17 protein-coding genes are annotated in these 20348 nt (G+C 64.5%); 5 read left to right on the top strand and 12 right to left on the bottom strand.

All coding sequences use genetic code 11. The features are described 5' to 3' along the window. Positions 1-13: 13 nt before the first annotated feature. Positions 14-3457, top strand: coding sequence for a transcription-repair coupling factor (gene mfd / locus DNK34_RS09930; RefSeq protein WP_131173737.1), 3444 nt, complete (start codon positions 14-16; stop codon positions 3455-3457). Positions 3458-3599: 142 nt separating this feature from the next. Here mfd and nagZ read toward each other — a convergent pair whose 3' ends face one another. The 3 genes from nagZ to DNK34_RS09915 are packed head-to-tail and all read right to left on the bottom strand — an operon-like array spanning position 3600 to position 5885. After that, a complete protein-coding gene (gene nagZ, locus DNK34_RS09925; RefSeq protein ID WP_131173738.1) occupies positions 3600-4610 on the bottom strand; it encodes a beta-N-acetylhexosaminidase in 1011 nt (336 codons plus the stop codon). A gap of 12 nt (positions 4611-4622) precedes the next feature. Next, positions 4623-5147 (bottom strand): L,D-transpeptidase, encoded by a 525-nt coding sequence (locus tag DNK34_RS09920; protein ID WP_131173739.1) that lies wholly within the window; start codon positions 5145-5147, stop codon positions 4623-4625. 33 nt (positions 5148-5180) lie between these two features. Further along, positions 5181-5885, bottom strand: coding sequence for a TetR/AcrR family transcriptional regulator (locus tag DNK34_RS09915; protein ID WP_131173740.1), 705 nt, complete (start codon positions 5883-5885; stop codon positions 5181-5183). Positions 5886-6122: 237 nt separating this feature from the next. Here DNK34_RS09915 and lexA point away from each other — a divergent pair, with 237 nt between their 5' ends. Together lexA and sulA are read left to right on the top strand one after the other, a co-directional pair. Further along, positions 6123-6728, top strand: coding sequence for a transcriptional repressor LexA (gene lexA / locus DNK34_RS09905; RefSeq protein ID WP_131173742.1), 606 nt, complete (start codon positions 6123-6125; stop codon positions 6726-6728). 11 nt (positions 6729-6739) lie between these two features. Continuing rightward, positions 6740-7201 (top strand): SOS-induced cell division inhibitor SulA, encoded by a 462-nt coding sequence (gene sulA, locus DNK34_RS09900; RefSeq protein ID WP_131173743.1) that lies wholly within the window; start codon positions 6740-6742, stop codon positions 7199-7201. A gap of 375 nt (positions 7202-7576) precedes the next feature. Here the strand turns inward: sulA and DNK34_RS09895 are convergent, their stop codons facing one another. The 6 genes from DNK34_RS09895 to fadB form a co-directional block, all read right to left on the bottom strand. Further along, positions 7577-7810 (bottom strand): hypothetical protein, encoded by a 234-nt coding sequence (locus tag DNK34_RS09895; RefSeq protein WP_131173744.1) that lies wholly within the window; start codon positions 7808-7810, stop codon positions 7577-7579. Positions 7811-7918: 108 nt separating this feature from the next. After that, positions 7919-8440: a DUF6586 family protein gene (locus DNK34_RS09890; RefSeq protein ID WP_131173745.1), complete on the bottom strand. Its 522-nt coding sequence runs from the start codon at positions 8438-8440 to the stop codon at positions 7919-7921. Positions 8441-8493: 53 nt separating this feature from the next. Next, a complete protein-coding gene (gene topA / locus DNK34_RS09885; RefSeq protein WP_131173746.1) occupies positions 8494-11100 on the bottom strand; it encodes a type I DNA topoisomerase in 2607 nt (868 codons plus the stop codon). 242 nt (positions 11101-11342) lie between these two features. Next, complete coding sequence (locus tag DNK34_RS09880; protein ID WP_131173747.1) at positions 11343-11579, bottom strand: DUF1653 domain-containing protein; 237 nt, start codon at positions 11577-11579, stop codon at positions 11343-11345. 154 nt (positions 11580-11733) lie between these two features. Continuing rightward, the gene (gene fadA / locus DNK34_RS09875) at positions 11734-12909 is read right to left on the bottom strand and encodes an acetyl-CoA C-acyltransferase FadA (RefSeq protein WP_131173748.1); all 1176 of its coding nucleotides are present in this window, start codon (positions 12907-12909) and stop codon (positions 11734-11736) included. Between the two features lie 30 nt (positions 12910-12939). Continuing rightward, positions 12940-15087 carry a fatty acid oxidation complex subunit alpha FadB gene (gene fadB / locus DNK34_RS09870; RefSeq protein ID WP_131173749.1) on the bottom strand — a complete coding sequence of 716 codons (2148 nt, stop codon included), beginning with the start codon at positions 15085-15087 and terminating at the stop codon, positions 12940-12942. A gap of 444 nt (positions 15088-15531) precedes the next feature. Here fadB and DNK34_RS09865 point away from each other — a divergent pair, with 444 nt between their 5' ends. Beyond that, positions 15532-16344 carry a hypothetical protein gene (locus DNK34_RS09865; protein ID WP_131173750.1) on the top strand — a complete coding sequence of 271 codons (813 nt, stop codon included), beginning with the start codon at positions 15532-15534 and terminating at the stop codon, positions 16342-16344. A 134-nt stretch (positions 16345-16478) separates the two neighbouring features. Here the strand turns inward: DNK34_RS09865 and DNK34_RS09860 are convergent, their stop codons facing one another. Continuing rightward, positions 16479-16916: a hypothetical protein gene (locus tag DNK34_RS09860; RefSeq protein WP_131173751.1), complete on the bottom strand. Its 438-nt coding sequence runs from the start codon at positions 16914-16916 to the stop codon at positions 16479-16481. Between the two features lie 86 nt (positions 16917-17002). Here DNK34_RS09860 and DNK34_RS09855 point away from each other — a divergent pair, with 86 nt between their 5' ends. After that, on the top strand, positions 17003-17443 hold the full coding sequence (locus DNK34_RS09855) for a universal stress protein (protein ID WP_131173752.1): 441 nt from the start codon (positions 17003-17005) through the stop codon (positions 17441-17443). A 63-nt stretch (positions 17444-17506) separates the two neighbouring features. Here DNK34_RS09855 and DNK34_RS09850 read toward each other — a convergent pair whose 3' ends face one another. Both DNK34_RS09850 and DNK34_RS09845 read right to left on the bottom strand, forming a co-directional pair. Beyond that, positions 17507-18196, bottom strand: coding sequence for a DUF6901 family protein (locus tag DNK34_RS09850; RefSeq protein ID WP_131173753.1), 690 nt, complete (start codon positions 18194-18196; stop codon positions 17507-17509). A 109-nt stretch (positions 18197-18305) separates the two neighbouring features. Beyond that, a complete protein-coding gene (locus DNK34_RS09845; RefSeq protein WP_131173754.1) occupies positions 18306-20231 on the bottom strand; it encodes an ATP-binding cassette domain-containing protein in 1926 nt (641 codons plus the stop codon). Positions 20232-20348: the final 117 nt, after the last annotated feature.

Raw genomic sequence — 20348 nt, 5'->3', positions numbered from 1 at the left:
TCGCGAGCCATCCGTGCCTGTACTGCGTCTGCCGTCTCTGCCGGCCACCGCCGGTAAACAACACTGGGGCAACCTGCCCGGAGCCGCGCTGAGCCTGGCCGTCGCCGAAGCCGCCAGCGCCGCCAAGCGCTTCACCCTGCTGCTCACCGCCGACAGCCAGAGCGCCGAGCGCCTGGAGCAGGAGCTGAGCTTCTTCGCTCCCGAACTGCCGGTGCTGCATTTCCCTGACTGGGAAACCCTGCCCTACGACCTGTTCTCGCCGCACCAGGACATCATCTCCCAACGCATTTCGGCGCTGTACCGCCTGCCGGAACTCAGGCACGGCATTCTGGTAGTGCCGATCACCACCGCCCTACACCGCCTGGCGCCGACCCGCTTCCTGCTCGGCAGCAGCCTGGTCCTGGACGTCGGCCAGCGCATCGACGTCAACGACATGCGCACACGCCTGGAGGCGTCCGGCTATCGCTGCGTCGACACCGTTTACGAGCATGGCGAATTCGCCGTCCGCGGCGCCCTGATCGACCTGTTCCCCATGGGCAGCAAGCAGCCGTTCCGTATCGACCTGTTCGATGACGAGATCGAAACCCTGCGCACCTTCGACCCGGAGACCCAGCGTTCGATCGACAAGGTCGACTCGATCAAGCTGCTGCCGGCCCGCGAATTCCCCCTTGAAAAGAAGGCCGTCACCGACTTTCGCGGACGCTTCCGCGAGCGCTTCGACGTCGACTTCCGTCGCTGCCCGATCTACCAGGACCTCTCCACCGGCATCACCCCGGCCGGTATCGAGTACTACCTGCCGCTGTTCTTCGAAGACACCGCGACGCTGTTCGACTACCTGCCCGAGGACACCCAGGTGTTCTCCCTGCCCGGCGTGGAAAAGGCCGCCGAGCAGTTCTGGAGCGATGCGCGCAACCGCTATGAAGAGCGCCGGGTAGACCCCGAACGCCCGCTGCTGCCGCCAAGCGATATCTTCCTGCCGGTGGAAGACTGCTTCGCCCGCCTCAAGGACTGGCCACGGGTGGTGGTCAGCCAGGACGACATCGAACCCGGCGTCGGCCGCAGCCGCTTCGAGGCCCGCCGCCTGCCCGATCTGGCCATCGAGGCCAAGGCCAGCGAGCCACTGGCCGCGCTGCGCCGCTTCATTGAGGAATACCCCGGGCGGGTGCTGTTCTGCGCGGAGTCTGCCGGGCGTCGTGAAGTGCTGCTGGAACTGCTCGCCCGGCTCAAGCTCAAGCCCAGGGAAGTCGAGGGCTGGCCGCAGTTCTGCGCCGGCCAGGAGCGCCTGGGCATCACCATCGCCCCGCTCGACGACGGCCTGCTGCTCGACGACCTGGCGCTGGTCGCGGAAAGCCCGCTGTTCGGCCAGCGGGTGATGCAGCGTCGGCGCCGGGAAAAGACCCGCGACGCCGGCGACAACGTGATCAAGAACCTCACCGAGCTGCGCGAAGGCGCGCCGGTGGTGCACATCGACCACGGCGTCGGCCGCTACCTCGGCCTGGTGACCATGGAGTTCGACGGCCAGGCCGCCGAATTCCTCGCCCTGATGTACGCCGAGGAGGCCAAGCTCTACGTGCCGGTCGCCAGCCTGCACCTGATCGCCCGCTACACCGGCAGCGACGACGCCCTGGCGCCCTTGCACCGACTGGGCTCGGAAACCTGGCAGAAGGCCAAGCGCAAGGCCGCCGAACAGGTGCGCGACGTCGCCGCCGAACTGCTCGACATCTATGCCCGCCGCGCGGCCCGCGAGGGCTACGCCTTCAACGATCCGAAAGCCGACTACGAGACCTTCAGCGCCGGCTTCCCCTTCGAGGAAACCCCCGACCAGCAGAGCGCCATCGATGCCGTGCGCCAGGACATGCTCGCCGCCAAGCCGATGGATCGCCTGGTCTGCGGCGACGTCGGCTTCGGCAAGACCGAAGTGGCCATGCGCGCGGCCTTCATCGCCGTGCACGGCGGACGCCAGGTGGCCATCCTGGTACCCACCACCCTGCTCGCCCAGCAGCACTACAACAGCTTCCGCGACCGCTTCGCCGACTGGCCGGTGACGGTCGAGGTGATGAGCCGCTTCAAGAGCGCCAAGGAAGTCAACGCCGCCGTGCAGCAACTGGCCGAAGGCCAGATCGACATCGTCATCGGCACCCACAAGCTGCTGCAGGACGACGTCAAGATCAAGAACCTGGGCCTGGTGATCATCGACGAAGAGCACCGTTTCGGCGTACGCCAGAAAGAAGCGCTCAAGGCCCTGCGCAGCGAAGTGGACATCCTCACCCTGACCGCCACGCCGATTCCGCGCACCCTGAACATGGCCGTATCGGGCATGCGCGACCTGTCGATCATCGCCACGCCGCCGGCCCGGCGCCTGTCGGTGCGCACCTTCGTCATGGAGCAGAACAAGCCGACCATCAAGGAAGCGCTGCTGCGCGAACTGCTGCGCGGCGGCCAGGTGTACTACCTGCACAACGACGTGAAGAGCATCGAGAAATGCGCCGCGGAGCTGGCCGAGCTGGTGCCCGAGGCCCGCATCGGCATCGGCCACGGGCAGATGCACGAGCGCGAGTTGGAACAGGTGATGGGCGACTTCTACCACAAGCGCTTCAACGTGCTGATCGCCTCGACCATCATCGAGACCGGCATCGACGTGCCCAGCGCCAACACCATCATCATCGAGCGTGCCGACAAGTTCGGCCTGGCCCAGTTGCACCAGTTGCGCGGCCGGGTCGGGCGCAGCCACCACCAGGCCTACGCCTACCTGCTGACGCCGCCGCGCAAGCAGATGACCGACGATGCGCAGAAGCGCCTGGAGGCCATCGCCAATGCCCAGGATCTCGGCGCCGGCTTCGTCCTGGCCACCCACGACCTGGAAATACGCGGCGCCGGCGAGTTGCTCGGCGATGGCCAGAGCGGGCAGATCCAGGCGGTCGGCTTCACCCTGTACATGGAAATGCTCGAACGCGCGGTCAAGTCCATTCGCAAGGGCGAGCAGCCGAACCTCGACCAGCCCCTGGGCGGCGGCCCGGAGATCAACCTGCGGGTCCCGGCGCTGATTCCCGAGGATTACCTGCCGGACGTGCACGCCCGGCTGATCCTCTACAAGCGCATCGCCAATGCCGCCGACGAGGACGGCCTGAAGGAACTGCAGGTGGAAATGATCGACCGCTTCGGCCTGCTGCCGGAACCGACCAAGCACCTGGTGCGTATGACCCTGCTCAAACTGCAGGCCGAACGCCTCGGTATCCGGAAGGTCGACGCCGGCCCCCAGGGCGGACGCATCGAGTTCGCCGCGGAAACGCCGGTCGATCCGCTGACGCTGATCAAGCTGATCCAGGGCGCACCGAACCGCTACAAGTTCGAAGGCGCCACGCTGTTCCGCTTCTCCGTTGCGATGGAGCGCGCCGAGGAACGCTTCAATACCCTGGAAGCCTTGTTCGAGCGCCTGCTGGCAACCGTCAAGGATTGACGCCGCAGAGGGCGGCTACCCCGTAGATAGCCGCCCTGCCCTGGGTATCGCTATGCTCAACCCAGGCTACGTGTGGTCGTCTCTGTAGCCCGGCGTTGAGCGAAGCGATACCCGGGACTCTACATAGCCCGAAGCAGAACCATCACTCGACCAGCTGCGCGGCACGCAGGGCCGACAGCGCCTGCGCCCAGCGTGGATCCTGGCGATAGTCGATACCGGGGAACGCACGGCGGCGCATGCCGGCCAGGCCCCTGGGCGCGATCACGCCAAGGCGCTGCACGGCCGAGAGCGCCAGCTCCGCGGCCGCCCGGTCGTTGCACACCAGGCCCATATCGCAACCGGCCGTCAACGCCGCCTCGATGCGACACGCCGCGTCGCCGACCACATGGGCGCCGGCCATGGACAGGTCGTCGCTGAAGATCACGCCCGCGAAGCCCAGCTCGCCACGCAGGATGTCCTGCAGCCAGCGTCGGGAAAAACCGGCCGGCTGGTCGTCCACCTGCGGATAGATGACGTGGGCCGGCATCACCGCCGCCAATTCCCGGCTCAGCGCGGCGAAAGGCTGCAGGTCGTGTTGACGGATCTGCTCCAGGCTGCGCTCGTCGGTGGGAATGGCTACGTGGGAGTCGGCCTCGGCCCAGCCGTGCCCTGGGAAATGCTTGCCGGTGGCCGCCATGCCCGCCTCGGCCATACCGCGGATGAAGGCGCCGGCCAGTTGCGTGGCGCGCTGCGCATCGCCCTCGAAAGCGCGGTGCCCGACCACGGCGCTGCGCCCGTGGTCGAGATCCAGCACCGGCGCGAAACTCAGGTCGAGCCCTGCCGCCAGCACCTCGATCGCCATCACCCAGCCGCAGTAGCGCGCCAGGCGCTCGGCATCCGCGCACTGGCCAATCGCCCGCATCGGCGGCAGACGCACGAAGCCCTGGCGCAGACGCTGCACGCGTCCGCCTTCCTGATCCACGGCCAGCAGCAGATCCGGGCGCAAGGCACGGATGGACGCGCACAGCTCGCGCACCTGGCGCGGATGCTCGATATTGCGCGCGAACAGAATCAGGCCGCCCACTTCGGGCTGGCGCAACAGGTGGCGGTCTTCGGCGGTCAGCCAGGTGCCGGCGATATCCAGCATCAGGGAGCCATACAGGGGAGCACTCACAACGGACAATCCTTAATTGAGGGGCAGCGCCGCCCAGGCCGGGCACGGCGCCTCGTCGATCCGCACCGCGCATTGCACGGGCACCAGGGGAAACAGTTGCAACAGGTCGGCGTTGCGCAGACGCACACAGCCATGGGAAAGCGCCACTCCCATCGGCTCGGTGTCCGGCGTACCGTGCAGGTAGATGTAGCGACGGAAGGTGTCGACGGGGCCCAGGCGATTGCGCCCGACCTCGCAGCCACTCAGCCAGAGAATACGTGTCAGGATCCAGTCGCGCTCGGGAAAGGCACGGCCCAGCGCCTCGCTCCACACCTCCCCGGTCCAGCGCCGCCCGCGCAACACCGCCGCCTCCGGCAAACCGGCGCCAATCTTCGCCCGCACCCGGTGCAGACCGCGCGGCGTACAACCGGAGCCACGGCGTTCGCCGGCGCCGTTCAAGGCCGTGGAAACCGGGAAACGCAGCAGCAGTCGCCCGTCGGCGAAAGCGTACAGGCACTGATCGGCGAGGGAGATATGCAAAAGATCGAGGACAGGCATGGCCGCTAGCTTATAGCCCAATGGCCAGGCACATCAAACCTTGGCGGCAGGCGTACTCTTGGCGCGCGGCCTGAGCTGGGCGGTGGCCAGCGCTTCGTCGCTCACCCCGCTTTCCGAACGCATGCCGGCGGCGAGAAAAGGCACCATCAGGCGCATGACCTGCTCGATGGTGGTATCCACGCCGAAATCGCTCTCGGCCATGGCCCGCAGCGCCTTGATACCCGACATGCTGAAGGCCGCGGCGCCGAGCATGAAATGCACGCGCCAGAACAGCTCCAGAGGCGGGATACGCGGTGCGGCCTCGTGCACCAGCAGCATGTAGCGGCGAAAGACCTTGCCATAGACCTCTTCGAGGTACTTGCGCAGGTGGCCCTGGCTCTGGCTGAAGGCCAGCCCCAGCAGGCGCATGAAGATCGACAGGTCGTTGCCGCTGCGCGGCTTCACCGCCAATGCCTGCTCGACCAGCAACTCGAGCAGCTCTTCCAGGGTGAAGGTGGTTCCGGGCTTGCCTTGCCGGCGATCCAGCTCGCGCTCGAGGCTGGTGCAGAACGGCCCGAGGAAGCGCGAGAAAACCGCCTGGATCAGCGCCTTCTTGGAACCGAAGTGATAGTTGACCGCCGCCAGGTTGACCCCAGCCTTGCTGGTGATCAGACGCAACGAAGTCTCGGCGAAGCCCTTTTCCGCGAACAGCTGCTCTGCCGCATCCAGAATACGCTCAACGGTTTCCGATTGTGCCATGACACCCATCCGACAAACACCCGTTTGAAACATACGTTTCAATATGCCCTTCTGTCAAGAAGCACGGGCCGTATTCTGGCCGCCCGGTCAGCGATTGGCGAACGCGTCACGGCCAATGATCCGCAGCCCCCTGAAAATAGCAAGAAGGAAATGCGCGGACGGACAGGAACAAGGATTGCCAAGACGCTCGTACTGTATATAATCCCAGTCACTGTATAAAAAGACAGAGCCACCCACATGATCAAACTGACGCCCCGCCAAGCCGAGATTCTTGCCTTCATCAAGCAGTGCCTGGAAGACAACGGCTACCCGCCCACACGGGCGGAAATCGCCCAGGCGCTCGGTTTCAAATCGCCGAATGCGGCCGAAGAGCACCTCAAGGCCCTGGCCCGCAAAGGTGCGATCGAGATGACGCCCGGCGCCTCGCGCGGCATTCGCATCCCCGGCTTCGAGGCCAACGACGACGAGGGCCTGCCGGTCATTGGCCGCGTAGCGGCGGGCGCGCCGATCCTGGCTCAGCAGCACATAGAAGAAGCCTGCCGCATCAACCCGGACTTCTTCCGCCCCAAGGCCGACTACCTGTTGCGTGTGCGCGGCATGAGCATGAAGGACATCGGCATCCTCGACGGCGACCTGCTGGCCGTGCACACCACGCGCGAGGCGCGTAACGGCCAGGTGGTGGTGGCGCGCATCGATGACGAGGTCACGGTCAAACGCTTCAAGCGCGAGGGCAATACCGTCTGGTTGCTGGCGGAGAACCCCGAATTCGCCCCGATAGAAGTCAACCTGGAAGAACAGGATCTGATCATCGAAGGCTTGAGTGTCGGCGTCATTCGCCGCTAAAAGGAGGCTTTATGCAGTTCCCGCAGTCGCTGAGCCGTACCCAGTTGCCGCTGTTCGAGGCGTTCCTGGCCTCGACCGCCCCGCTGGCTGAAAAAGCCTTGATTCCCGACGAGCCGCAAGCTTTCAGCGAAATCTCGCTGCGTGGCGCGGCCGGGCACTGCCTGACGCTGCTGGCCCCCATGCTGCGGGAACTCAGCGAAGGCAACGACGAGCGCTGGCTCAGCCTGATCGCACCGCCCTCCAGCCTGACCCAGGCCTGGCTGCGCGATGCCGGCCTGAACCGCGAGCGCATCCTGCTGCTGCATCCGCGCGGTGCGCAAAGCGCCCTGCAGCTGGCTCAGGAAGCCCTGAAACTGGGACGCAGCCATACCGTTGTCAGTTGGCTGCACCCACTCGAACAGCCTGCCCGGCAGTTGCTGGAACGAGCAGCCCGGCAAGGACAGGCGCAAAGCCTGAATATCAGCCTGGGCTGAGGCTGGAGGCTGGAGGCTGGAGGCTGGAGGCTGGAGGCTGGAGGCTGGAGGCTGGAGGCTGGAGGCTGGAGGCTGGAGGCTGGAGGCTGGAGGCTGGAGAGGGTTGTGGTCGGCCTCGCCACCGTCAAGCTTTTTCGTCCAGCCTTCAGCCTTTAGCGCCTTTATCGGCTTCTGCCCGTAGCCTGGGTTGAGCGCAGCGATACCCAGGCGGCGCCTCCCCGGGTGTCGCTACGCTCGACCCGGGCTACCCAGCTTTTTCGTACAGCTTTCAGCCTCCAGCGCTGTTCTCGGCTTCTGGCCTTTCTCCTCCAGCGCTTTTTCGGCTTTGCGCCTTGCCCGCGGCTGGCCGAACCAGGCATTGCGCAAAGCGAGGCGTCAGTGCAGAACGCGCGGGCCGTCTTCCTGGACGAAATCGCCTTCGGCCATTCGCCCGGCCATCTGCACGCCGACATTGAGCATCGCCTTGGCCACCTCGACGTGCTGGCCCTGCAGAAAGGCCTTGGCATCCTCGGAGAAATCCAGCACTACCAGCGCTTCCTCATCATCCGCTCGACGCAGGGCAATACGCCCATCGGGCAATTCGACGATTTCAAGGAAGGATGTAGGCATAGGTTGGTTCTCCACGAAAGGCCGGCATTGTAACAGCCGGTACGCCCGGTCGCTCATGGAAAAACCGCAAGGCGCCGAACGGACTCGCGATTTGCACAAGCATCGCCTCTACCACTCGCTCAGACCGACCCGGAAACGCTGCGCCAAGCCCTTCAATTCCTGACGCCAGCTTTCCAGGGTCTGCCGATCCAGTGGCGGCTCTTCCTGCCCATCCAGGCTGACGGCCTCGATCAGCGGCAGGCTCGGATCGACTTTCGCCTCCCGTGTCGCCCGGGGCGGCTGGAACAGCGCGGCATAGGCGCCGAGCAGTTGCCCGAGCCAGGTATGCGGATGCTCGGCGAGTTCGATCAGTTCGGCCAGTTCCGGGCTCGGCGCAGCAGCCTGCAACTGACGATCGAGCAGTAGCTCGACCCGCGGCGCATTGCCCTGCGGCAGCCGGTAGTAGCCGGCGATCTCATGGCACAAGCCGAGCAGTGCGCCGTACAGATGGAACAGGGCGGCTTCACGCTCGGCCTGCACCAGCGCCTGGGCGTTCATCGCCCGCCCCTCCTCGGCCTTGCGCCAGGACTCCAGCGACAGCCCGGCATAGAAGATCTTCTGATTGGTACGGGTATAGGGTTCGCCAGCCATTGCTTCGTCCTCCACGTCGCCACGGGCACGCCAGGCAGCGTGCCCGCTGCCGATCAGCGCTTGTCTTCGACCTTCCACTTGCCGCCGTCGTAGAACGCCTTCCAGCCCGTGGGCTTGCCGTCCACTTCGGTCTGCACGTACTGCTCCTTGGTCTTGCGACTATAGCGGATGACCGCCGCGCGACCTTCCGGGTCCTTCTGCGGCGCATCGAACAGGAAGTGATACTTCGGATCGATTTCGTCCTTGTGCGGAATCAGCTCGATGACCAGTGGCGCGCGGGTTTCCCGGTTCTTCGGAAACTGGCTGGCGGCCAGGAACAGACCGGAGGCGCCATCACGCAGCACGTAGGTATCGTTGACCTTTTCGCACTTGAGCTCCGGCATCTTCACCGCGTCCATCTTGGGTGGCGCCGGCTCGCCGCTGCGCAGCAACTTGCGGGTGTTCTTGCACTCGCTGTTGGTGCAGCCGAAGAACTTGCCGAAGCGCCCGGTCTTGAGCTGCATCTGGCTGCCGCACTTGTCGCATTCCAGGCTCGGCCCTTCGTAGCCCTTGATGCGGAACTGGCCCTGCTCGATCTCGTAGCCCGGGCAGTCCGGGTTGTTGCCGCAGATATGCAGCTTGCGGGTTTCGTCGAGCAGGTAGGCATCCATCGCCGTGGCGCAGATAGGGCACCGGTGCTTGCCGAGCAGCACGCGCGACTCGGACTCGCCCTCGTCGTCGGCGGCGATCTCGTCGCCGGGCACCAGGTTGACGGTGGACTTGCAGCGTTCCTTCGGCGGCAGGGCATAGCCCGAGCAGCCGAGGAACACGCCGGTGGACGCGGTACGGATCATCATCGGCCGGCCGCACTCGCGGCAGGGAATGTCGGTCAGCGTCGGCGTGTTGGCGCGCATGCCGCCCTCACCGGCCTCGGCCACCTCGAGCTTCTTCTTGAAGTCGCCGTAGAACTCGTCGAGCAGGTGCTTCCACTCGCGCTCGCCCTGGGCGACGTCGTCGAGGTTTTCTTCCATGCCGGCGGTGAAGCCGTAGTCCATCAGGTTGGCGAAGCTCTCGCCCAGGCGCTCGGTGACGATGTCGCCCATCTTCTCCGAATAGAAACGGCGGTTGTGCAGCGCGACGTAACCACGATCCTGGATGGTGGAAATGATCGCCGCATAGGTCGACGGCCGGCCGATACCGCGCTTTTCCATTTCCTTGACCAGGCTGGCTTCGGAATAGCGCGCCGGCGGCTTGGTGAAGTGCTGGCTGGGATCGAGCTTGATCAGCTTGAGCAGCTCGCCTTCCTTCATCTCCGGCAGCACAGCGTCATCGCCCGGTTTGCTCACCTGGGGCAAGGCGCGGGTGTAACCGTCGAACTTGAGGATCCGGCCCTTGGCACGCAGCTCGAACTGCGCGGCCTTGACGGTCACGGTAGTCGACAGGTACTCGGCCGGTGGCATCTGGCAGGCGACGAACTGGCGCCAGATCAGGTCGTACAGGCGCTCGGCATCACGCTCCATGCCGGACAGCTGGGTCGGACGCAGGTTGACGTCGGACGGACGAATGGCTTCGTGCGCTTCCTGGGCGCCTTCCTTGCTGCTGTAGGCGATGGGGTTGGCCGGCAGGTATTTCTTGCCGAACTCGCCCTCGATGAAATCGCGCACCATGCTCACCGCGTCGACCGAGAGGTTGGTCGAGTCGGTACGCATGTAGGTGATGTAGCCGGCCTCGTACAGACGCTGGGCCATCATCATGGTTTTCTTCACGCCGAAGCCCAGGCGGTTGCTCGCGGCCTGCTGTAGGGTCGAGGTGATGAACGGCGCCGACGGCTTGCTGCTGGTCGGCTTGTCCTCGCGCTTGACGACGCTGTAGCTGGACGCCTTGAGCGTGGCCAGGGCGACCATGGCCTGGGCTTCGTTCAACGGCTTGAACGCGGCGCCGTTCTCGCGGGCCACTTCGAAACGCACGGTGGCGTCCTTGGCGGTGCCCAGGTCGGCGTGCACTTCCCAGTATTCTTCCGGCACGAAGGCGCGGATTTCCTTCTCGCGCTCGACCACCAGCTTCACCGCAACCGACTGCACGCGACCGGCGGACAGGCCGCGGGCGATCTTCGACCACAGCAGCGGCGAGACCATGTAGCCCACCACGCGGTCGAGGAAGCGCCGCGCCTGCTGTGCATTGACCCGGTTGATGTCCAGCTCGCCCGGGGCGGAAAACGCCTCCTGGATGGCCTTCTTGGTGATCTCGTTGAACACCACGCGCTTGTAGCGGCTGTCATCGCCGCCGATGGACTCGCGCAGGTGCCAGGCGATCGCTTCCCCCTCTCTATCCAAGTCGGTCGCGAGATAGATGGTGTCGGCTTCCTTGGCCAGGCGGCGCAGTTCCTCGACCACCTTTTCCTTGCCCGGCAGGATTTCATACTTGGCTTTCCAGCCGTGCTCCGGATCCACGCCCATGCGGGCGACTAGCTGACGCTTGGCCTTTTCCTTGGGCGACAAGGCAGGCGCCTCGCCAGCAGCGGCCTTGCCGCGCTTGGCCGGCTCCTTCGCGGCCGCCCCACCACTGGTGGGAAGGTCGCGGATATGGCCGATGCTCGACTTCACCACGTACTGGCTGCCCAGGTACTTGTTGATGGTCTTGGCCTTGGCCGGGGATTCCACGATGACCAGCGATTTACCCATGGATTGGAAAATTCCTGAATTCGGTAAATGAAAGGCGAGAAAGCGCCTGAAAAACTGTTGGGCGGCGCAGAGCGCCGGATGTGGAAGGAGTCGAACGCTCGACAGAACGCACTCCCGGTAAACCTTGCGCTGCAGTTGGCGGGCGACGAATCGCGTCAAAGCCGAGCGGCACCTGCTTCGGCACCGCTATATATAGTGGCGGTCAAGGTGAGGTCAAGGGCGAGCCTGACAAAGGACAGGCCTCAAGGCTGCTGGAACAGGCTCTCTTCGGACTGAACCAGAGCAAAGCGCGGAACCGTCTCACCGTCCAGCTCGACGCTGCCGGTGAACATCTCCAGCGGCCGTACCCATAGGCCGTAATCGCCATACAGCGCCTGGTAGACGACGACCTGCTGCTCCGTCTCGGAGTGCCGGGCCACACCCAGCACGCGGTACTCGGGGCCCTTGTAATGACGATAAAGACCGGGTTGCAAGGACATCATTCACTTTCCTGGAAATATTTTTCGACCGACAGACAATTTTCGGGAGACATCCTCCGCCTCGCATCGCGACAGCCCCAAGGCTGATCGCCATGAATGGCGGGGCAAAAACAAAAACCGGGGCATGAGCCCCGGTTCCGTTACCGCCAGAACGTCAGATGCGTTCGAAGACGGTAGTGATGCCCTGGCCGAGGCCCACGCACATGGTGGACACGCCCAAGGTACCACCGTTCTGTTTCATCACGTTGAGCAGGGTACCGGAGATACGCGCTCCGGAACAACCGAACGGATGGCCCAGGGCGATGGCGCCGCCATGCAGGTTGACCTTTTCCTCCATCTTGTCGAGCAGCTTGAGATCCTTGAGCACAGGCAGGGCCTGGGCGGCGAAGGCCTCGTTGAGTTCGACGAAATCGATGTCGGCGATGCTCAGGCCGGCACGCTTGAGCGCCTTCTGCGTGGACGGCACCGGGCCGTAGCCCATGATCGCCGGGTCCACCCCGGCCACCGCCATGGCCCGTACCACGGCCATGGGCTGGATACCCAGATCCTGGGCCCGCTGCGCCGACATGACGATCATGCAGGACGCGCCGTCGGTGATCTGCGAAGAAGTACCGGCGGTGACGGTACCGCCTTTCGGGTTGAAGGCCGGCTTGAGCTGGGCCAGGCTCTCGATGGTGGTCTCGGGACGAATGGTTTCGTCGAAGTCGAAGACCTTGAGGAAACCGTTCTCGTCATACCCCTGCATGGGAATGATCTCGTCCTTGAAATTGCCCTCCAGCGTGGCCTTGTGCGCCAGGCGGTGGGAACGCTCGCCGAAGGCGTCCTGCTGCTCGCGGGTGATGCCGTGCATCTTGCCCAGCATCTCGGCGGTCAGGCCCATCATGCCCGAGGCCTTGGCCGCGTACAGCGACAGGTGCGGGTTGGGATCGACGCCGTGCATCATGCCGACGTGGCCCATGTGCTCGACGCCACCGACCACGAACACGTCGCCGTTACCGGTCTGGATCGCCTGCACGGCGGTGTGCAGGGCGCTCATCGACGAACCGCACAGGCGGCTGACCGTCTGCCCGGCACTGGTGTGCGGGATCTGGGTCATCAGCGAGGCCATGCGGGCGATGTTCCAGCCCTGCTCCAGGGTCTGGTTGACGCACCCCCAGATGACGTCTTCGACTTCCTTGGGATCGACCTTGTCGTTGCGCTCCAGCAACTTGCTGATCAGCTGCGCCGACAGGGTCTCGGCACGGGTGTTACGGTGCATGCCGCCCTTGGAACGCCCCATGGGGGTACGGCCGAAGTCGACGATGACTGCATCTCTTGGATTCAGGCTCATAAATTCACTCTCGCTCCAATCGTTGCGCGATTAACCGAAGAAGGTCTGGCCGTTCTTGGCCATTTCACGCAGTTTCTCGGTCGGCTGATACAGCGCGCCCAGGTCGGCGTACTTGTCGCCCAGGGCCACGAATTCGGCTACGCCGACGCTGTCGATGTAGCGCAGCGCGCCACCGCGGAACGGCGGGAAGCCAATGCCGTAGATCAGGCCCATGTCCGCTTCGGCCGCGGTCTCGACGATGCCGTCTTCCAGGCAGCGCACGGTTTCCAGGCACAGCGGGATCATCATGGTGTTGATGATGTCCTCGTCGCTCAGTTCACGCTGCTCGACCACGATCGACTTGAGCAGTTCGTAGGCCTCGGGATCGACGACCTTCTTCGGCTTGCCACGCTTGTCGGTCTCGTAGGCGTAGAAACCCTTGCCATTCTTCTGACCGAGGCGGTTGGCCTCGTACATCACGTCGACCGCGGTTCTGCCCTCGACCGCCATGCGGTCCGGGAAGCCTTCGGCCATCACGTCGCGGCCGTGGTGGCCGGTGTCGATGCCGACCACGTCGGACAGATACGCCGGGCCCATGGGCCAGCCGAACTTCTCCATGACCTTGTCGATGCGCACGAAGTCGACGCCAAAGCTCAACAGCTTGGAGAAGCCGCCGAAGTACGGGAACAGCACGCGGTTGACCAGGAAGCCCGGGCAATCGTTGACCACGATCGGGTTCTTGCCCATCTTCTTGGCGTAGGCCACGGTGGTGGCAATCGCCACGTCGCTGGACTTCTCGCCACGGATGACTTCGACCAGCGGCATCATGTGCACCGGGTTGAAGAAGTGCATGCCGACGAAGTTCTCCGGACGCTTGAGCGCCTTGGCCAGCAGGCTGATGGAAATGGTCGAGGTGTTGGACGCCAGGATGGTGTCCTCCTTGACCGCGGCCTCGACTTCGGCCAGCACGGCCTGCTTGACCTTGGGGTTCTCGACCACGGCTTCGACGACGATATCGACGTTGCCGAAATCGCCATAGGACATGGTCGGGCGAATGGCATTCAGTGCATCGGCCATCTGCGCGGGGGTCATGCGGCCCTTCTCGACCCGCTTGCCGAGCAGCTTGGAGGCCTCGTTGAGACCCATCTGGATACCCTCTTCACGGATATCCTTCATCAGGATCGGCGTGCCCTTGGACGCCGACTGGTAGGCGATGCCGCCGCCCATGATGCCGGCGCCGAGCACGGCGGAGAGCTTCACGTCCCTGGCGATTTCGTCATGCGCCTTGGCTTTCTTCTTCAGTTCCTGGTCATTGAGGAACAGGCCGATCAGGCTTTCGGCGACCGAGGTCTTGGCCAGTTTGACGAAACCCGCGGCCTCGACCTCCAGGGCCTTGTCGCGGCCGAAATTGGCGGCCTTCTGGATGGTCTTGATCGCTTCGACCGGCGCCGGGTAGTTGGGGCCGGCCTGGCCGGCGACGAAACCCTTGGCGGTTTCGAAGCTCATCATCTGTTCGATGGCGTTGAGCTTGAGCTTTTCCAGCTTGGGCTGACGCTTGGCGCGGAAATCCAGTTCGCCGGAAATCGCCCGCTTGATCAGGTCGAGGGCCGCGGCCTGCAGCTTGTCGCCACTGACCACCGCATCGACCGCGCCCACCTTGAGGGCGTCATCGGCGCGGTTTTCCTTGCCGGCGGCGATCCACTCGACCGCGTTGTCGGTACCGATCAGGCGCGGCAGGCGCACCGTGCCGCCGAAGCCCGGGTAGATGCCCAGCTTGACTTCCGGCAGGCCGATCCTGGCGCTGTCGGCCATGACCCGGTAATCCGCTGCCAGACACATTTCCAGGCCGCCGCCCAGGGCGATGCCATTGATCGCGGCGACGGTCGGCACGTCGAGGTCTTCGAAGTCGCTGAAGATCTTGTTGGCTTCGAGGTTGCCCGCCACCAGCTCTTCGTCGGGCAGTTTGAAGTTGTCGACGAACTCGGTGATGTCGGCACCGACGATGAACACGTCCTTGCCACTGCTGACGATCACGCCCTTGATCGAGGCATCGGCCTTGATCGCATCCACGGACTGACGCAATTCATTCAGGGTCAGACGGTTGAATTTGTTGACGGACTCACCCTTGAGGTCGAATTTCAATTCGACGATGCCGCTCTCAAGAGCCTTAACCGTGATGGCTTTACCTTCGTAAATCATCAACTGATCTCCACGCTAGGGAAGCTGAACAGTACACATCGGAGCCAGCCGGCTGGTTCGCGCCACGGCAAGGCCGCGAGCCTGGAACCCGTGAGCCTGGCACACCCACCGATGCGATAGTCGGGCTGCATTGGGCATTGCCGACGAGGCAAACACTCAATTCATACGACCGTTTGATTTGGGTAAGCACACCTTCACGGAAAAGCCGTGAATTGTCAATTGGCGTTCTGTAGCGTTATTCAGCCGCCACTACCCACATGCCATGAAAACCGCGGCATGTTGCGAAAAGTCGATCATCGCCGTCGATAACGCATCATTCGGCCGACATGCGTCGCCTTTCGGCGAACGGCTAGCCAAATCATTTCGCCGCGCGTACAGTCGGCCCGATTCGGCGAAGTCCGAAGCGACTACAACAAGAACAACAAGTCCCCACGGAGTCCTCCCATGTCGAGCCGCCTGCTTGCCATTACCCTGAGCGCCCTGTTCGCGATCCTCCTGCTGCCCGCGCCCGCGGACGCCAGCGAAGCATCCGCCAACCTGCAGGCCCTGCATCGCCTGCACCTGGCCGCGCAGAAAAGCCTGGGCGATTTCTACATGTACAACGGCATGGAGGGCGACCAACGCTATGCGCGCATGATTGCCGATTCCCTGCGCGTGGCCAATCAACAACTGCAGCAGTTGACGAACATGCCCGGCGAGCGCTCGACACGGTTGAATGCTCAATTGAAGCAGAGCTGGAGCGACTACGAAGGGCAACTGACCACCTTGATGAACGCGCTCAAGAGCCAGGGCTATACCGACCTGCAGCCGGTGGCGGACATGGCGTCGCGTAACCGGCAGGTGCTCGATGACAGCCTGGCGCTGCAACTGGCCCTGCAACGGGAAGGCGCCTTCCAGGCGCCGCCATTGGTCGCCCGCAGCCGCCAGCAGAGCCTGCTGATGCAGGCCATCGCGGTGAATTACGCGGCGCGCAGCGCCTCGGTGGGCGCGACCTTTTTCGGCGGCAACAGCGAGCAGCCGATCGAGGAACTGGTCGGCGAATTCGCCAGGCAGTTGGCAAGCCTGCGCGAAACACCGCAGAATACCCCGCAGATCGCCAGCACGCTGGCCAGCGTCAGCAGCAAGTGGCGCTATATCGAGAAGTCGCTGCAGAACTACAACGAGAACAGCGTGCCCTTTCTGGTGAACAAGTATTCCGACAGCATCATCGCAGGGCTGGAAGAGGTTTCCAGCCAGTACGCCGCGGTACAGCCCTGACGATGCCGCCCCTGGTTTTCCCGGCCTGCCTGGCCGTTGTCCCCGCCCGGTGTTCGCACCGGGTTTTTCTTTATCCGCTCAGTCCGGTTGCCCATGACGGGGCTGAGCGGCGCTTGACAGGCTGTTACCGGGCCTCAGGCGCGCGCCTGCAGAAACGCGGCAATGTTCTGCAACGATTCGGCCTGCGCTCGCTCGCCCCAGTACAAGGCGATCATCTGCGCCGTGGCCTCGACCTTGTAGACGTCGGCGGGCAGGGTTGCGAGCTGCGCCGCGAGGGGCTCTTCGGCGCAGGGTTCCTGCCACCTGTTCAGCCATTTTCCCGGCTCGCTCTGCCAGTAGCACCAACTGTCCTCACGCCCCCGGCGCCGCGGCCGGTGGTACTGCGGGCATGGGCTCGGCGGCGTCTTGCTCAGCCAGTACGGCCACTGCTCGCGCGTCAGTTGCATGGCCAGGCCCATGCGGCGCGCCTGCAGACGCACATCCATCTGCCCGCGCTGACGCCGCGACGGCACCAGCCACACCAGTGGACTGAGCGCCAGAACCAACAATGCCAGGATGATCCAACCCGTCATTTTTTTATCTCGCAAGCCGCAACCTGTGGTAAATGCTCAAACCAGTCATACTCACTATCACTGGTTACCCTTAAGGAGACACCCTCATGTCCTATCAGCACATTCTGGTCGCCGTCGACCTGACCGAGGAGTGCGACCCGGTAATGAAACGCGCCCAGAGCCTGGCCGGCAGCACCCAGGCCAGGCTTTCCGTGGTGCACATCGTGGAACCCATGGCCATGGCCTTCGGTGGCGACGTGCCCATGGACCTGTCCATGCTCCAGCAGCAACAGTTCGAACAGGCCAAGGAGCGTCTCGACGCCTTCGCCGTCAAGTACCCGCAGCTCAGCGCCGAGCATCGCCACCTGGCCTACGGCCAGCCGCGCCAGGAAATCCACCGCCTGGCCGCCGAGCAGGGCTGCGACCTGATCATCGTCGGCAGCCATGGCCGCCACGGCCTGGCCCTGCTGCTCGGCTCCACCGCCAACGACGTGCTGCACGGCGCGCCCTGCGACGTACTCGCGGTCAGCCTGAAAAAACCGGCCTGAGGCCGCTGCCCCTCCTCTCCCTGGCGCGCCGGCGATGCCTTCCGGCGCGCAACGGGCCATGCCCTACCAGTCCAGGCCGTCTCCCGCACTCATGACCTGGGGCCGGATCTTCTGCAGCTGGGTTTCCAGCGAGTAGGTCATGCTCGACGACATCGAAAAGAAGGTCAGAAACGCCTTGAGGTTCGAATCGCCTTCACAGGTCGCGTGGATACGCTGCCAGAATGCCTGATTGACCAGCTGCAATTGCTGGAACATGCGCACCAGTCCCTTGAGCTCCCAGTCCGCATGGCGCCCTTCACGGAAATTGAAGTACTGCCGCGACAGGTACAGCGAGAAGGCGCGCAGGATGAACTCCTGATTGCTGGCGAAGGGCAGATGGTTCTTGGCCATCGGCTTGAGCCGGGCCAGCATCGGGCAGGCGCTGGTGGCCATGATCACCCCGAGCAGCGCGCGCAGGCCCTCTTCCAGCCCGGCATGCTTGGTGTATTCGCGCTCCGGGGTGCGGACCCAGACGAACGCCCGGGTAAAGGCCGGCAGACCGCGAAAATCCTCGATGACCCGGTGCAGGTCCACCGCCGCCGGGCAGTGGCTGTAGTCGGCCTTGCTCAACGGGCAGTTGCTGCACTGCTGGTGACCCAGCGCCGTCCACTTCGGAGCGGCCGTGGTCACACTGGGGTCATAGTGGCGATCCAGCTCGATGCGGTAGCTGAACTCATGATCGTCATCCAGGGTAATGCGGTACTCGATTGCCATTTTCCGCCTGCATGGTTGAAATTCTGCCTATCACCCCGGAGCGAACTCCGCGGCCGACCCATCACGCTCCAAAGCACTGAAACCTCGTCCCGGCTGTCCGCCCGTGACGTCAGCCTTCCAGCTCGGCCCAGCGCTCCAGCAATTGCTCCAGCTCATCCTGCAGGCTCTGCAGGCGCGCCAGCACCTCGGCGGTGCGTTCGACCGGCTGCTGGTAGAACGCCGGATCAGCGACCTGCTCCTGCACCGCGGCGATCTGCTGCTCGAGGGCATCGATCTGCCCGGGAATGGCCTCCAGCTCACGCTGCAGCTTGTAGCTGAGTTTCTTCCTGGCCACCGGTGCGCTGTCCACAGGCTGCGGCTCGGGAGCTGGCGCCGGGGCCTCGACCACGGCAGACGCCAGCTCGGCCTTGCCCGACTTGCTTTCGCCAACGCCGAGCAGGCGCGGCGAACCGCCCTGACGCAGCCAGTCCTGGTAACCGCCGACGTACTCGCGCACCCGGCCCTCGCCCTCGAACACCAGGGTGCTGGTCACCACGTTGTCGAGGAAGGCCCGGTCGTGGCTGACCATCAGCACAGTGCCCTGGAAGGTCAGCAACACCTCCTCGAGCAATTCGAGGGTTTCCACGTCGAGGTCGTTGGTCGGTTCATCGAGCACCAGCAGGTTGGCCGGCTTGCTGAACAACTTGGCCAGCAGCAGGCGCGCACGCTCGCCACCGGACAGCGCCTTGACCGGGGTGCGGGCACGCTGGGGGCTGAACAGGAAGTCGCCGAGGTAGCTGAGCACGTGGCGACTCTGGCCATCGATCTCGATGAAGTCGCGGCCCTCGGCAACGTTGTCGATCACGGTCTTTTCCAGGTCGAGCTGGTGACGCAACTGATCGAAATAGGCCACGTCGATACGCGTGCCCTCCTGCACCGTGCCGCTGGTCGGCTGCAGGCCACCGAGCATCAGCTTCAGCAGCGTGGTCTTGCCGGTGCCGTTGGCGCCCAGCAGGCCGATGCGGTCGCCGCGCTGCAGGACCATGGAGAAATCGTTGACCAGCAGCGGACCGCCCGGATGGGCGAAACTGACGTTCTCCAGCACCATGACCTGCTTGCCGGACTTGTCCGCGGTCTCCAGCTGGATGGAGGCCTTGCCGGTGCGCTCGCGCCGCTCGCTGCGTTCCACACGCAGGGCCTTCAGCGCCCGTACGCGCCCCTCGTTGCGGGTGCGCCGGGCCTTGATGCCCTGACGGATCCACACCTCTTCCTGGGCCAGGCGCTTGTCGAACAGCGCATTGGCGGTTTCCTCGGCGGCCAGCATCGCTTCCTTGTGCACCAAGAAGCTGGCGTAGTCGCCATTCCAGTCGATCAGCCCGCCGCGGTCCAGTTCGAGGATGCGCGTGGCCAGGTTCTGCAGGAAGGAACGGTCGTGGGTGATGAACAGCACGGCGCCCTGGAAGTCCTTCAGCGCCTCTTCCAGCCAGGCGATCGCGCCGATGTCCAGGTGGTTGGTCGGTTCGTCGAGCAGCAGCAGATCCGGCTCGCTGACCAGCGCCTGGGCCAGCAGTACGCGCCGGCGCCAGCCGCCGGAGAGCTCGGCGAGGGTCTTGTCGGCGGGCAGCTGCAGGCGGCTCAGGGTACTCTCGACCAGTTGCTGCAGGCGCCAGCCGTCGCGGGCTTCGAGGTCCTGCTGGACGTGCATCAGTTGGTTCAGATCGTCTTCGGTGACGCAGTTCTGCGCTAGGTGGTGATACTGCGCCAGCAATTCGCCGACGCCATCGAGCCCCTGGGCCACCACATCGAACACGGTACGGCCATCGGCGACCGGCAGTTCCTGCGGCAACTCGCCGATCTTCAGGCCCGGCGCGCGCCAGACGGAACCGTCGTCGGGCTTCTGATCGCCCTTGACCAGCTTCAGCATGCTCGACTTGCCGGTGCCGTTGCGCCCGATGATGCACACCCGCTCGCCGCGGGCGATCTGCCACGCCACCTTGTCCAGCAGCGGCATGGCGCCGTACGCCAGGGAAACTTCGGTGAACTTGAGCAGGGTCATGGTACGCCTCGACAATACGATGGGTGATGAGCGCGGAGCCGCACGCGCGGCGATCACCACGGAACTGATCGGCTGGCGCGCACGCCAGCAAAAACCGGGCGCGCATTCTAACCGAGA

The sequence above is a fragment of the Phytopseudomonas dryadis genome (assembly GCF_004327355.1).
Classification (GTDB): Bacteria; Pseudomonadota; Gammaproteobacteria; order Pseudomonadales; family Pseudomonadaceae; genus Aquipseudomonas; species Aquipseudomonas dryadis.
This window is presented reverse-complemented; position numbering and strand designations above follow the sequence as displayed.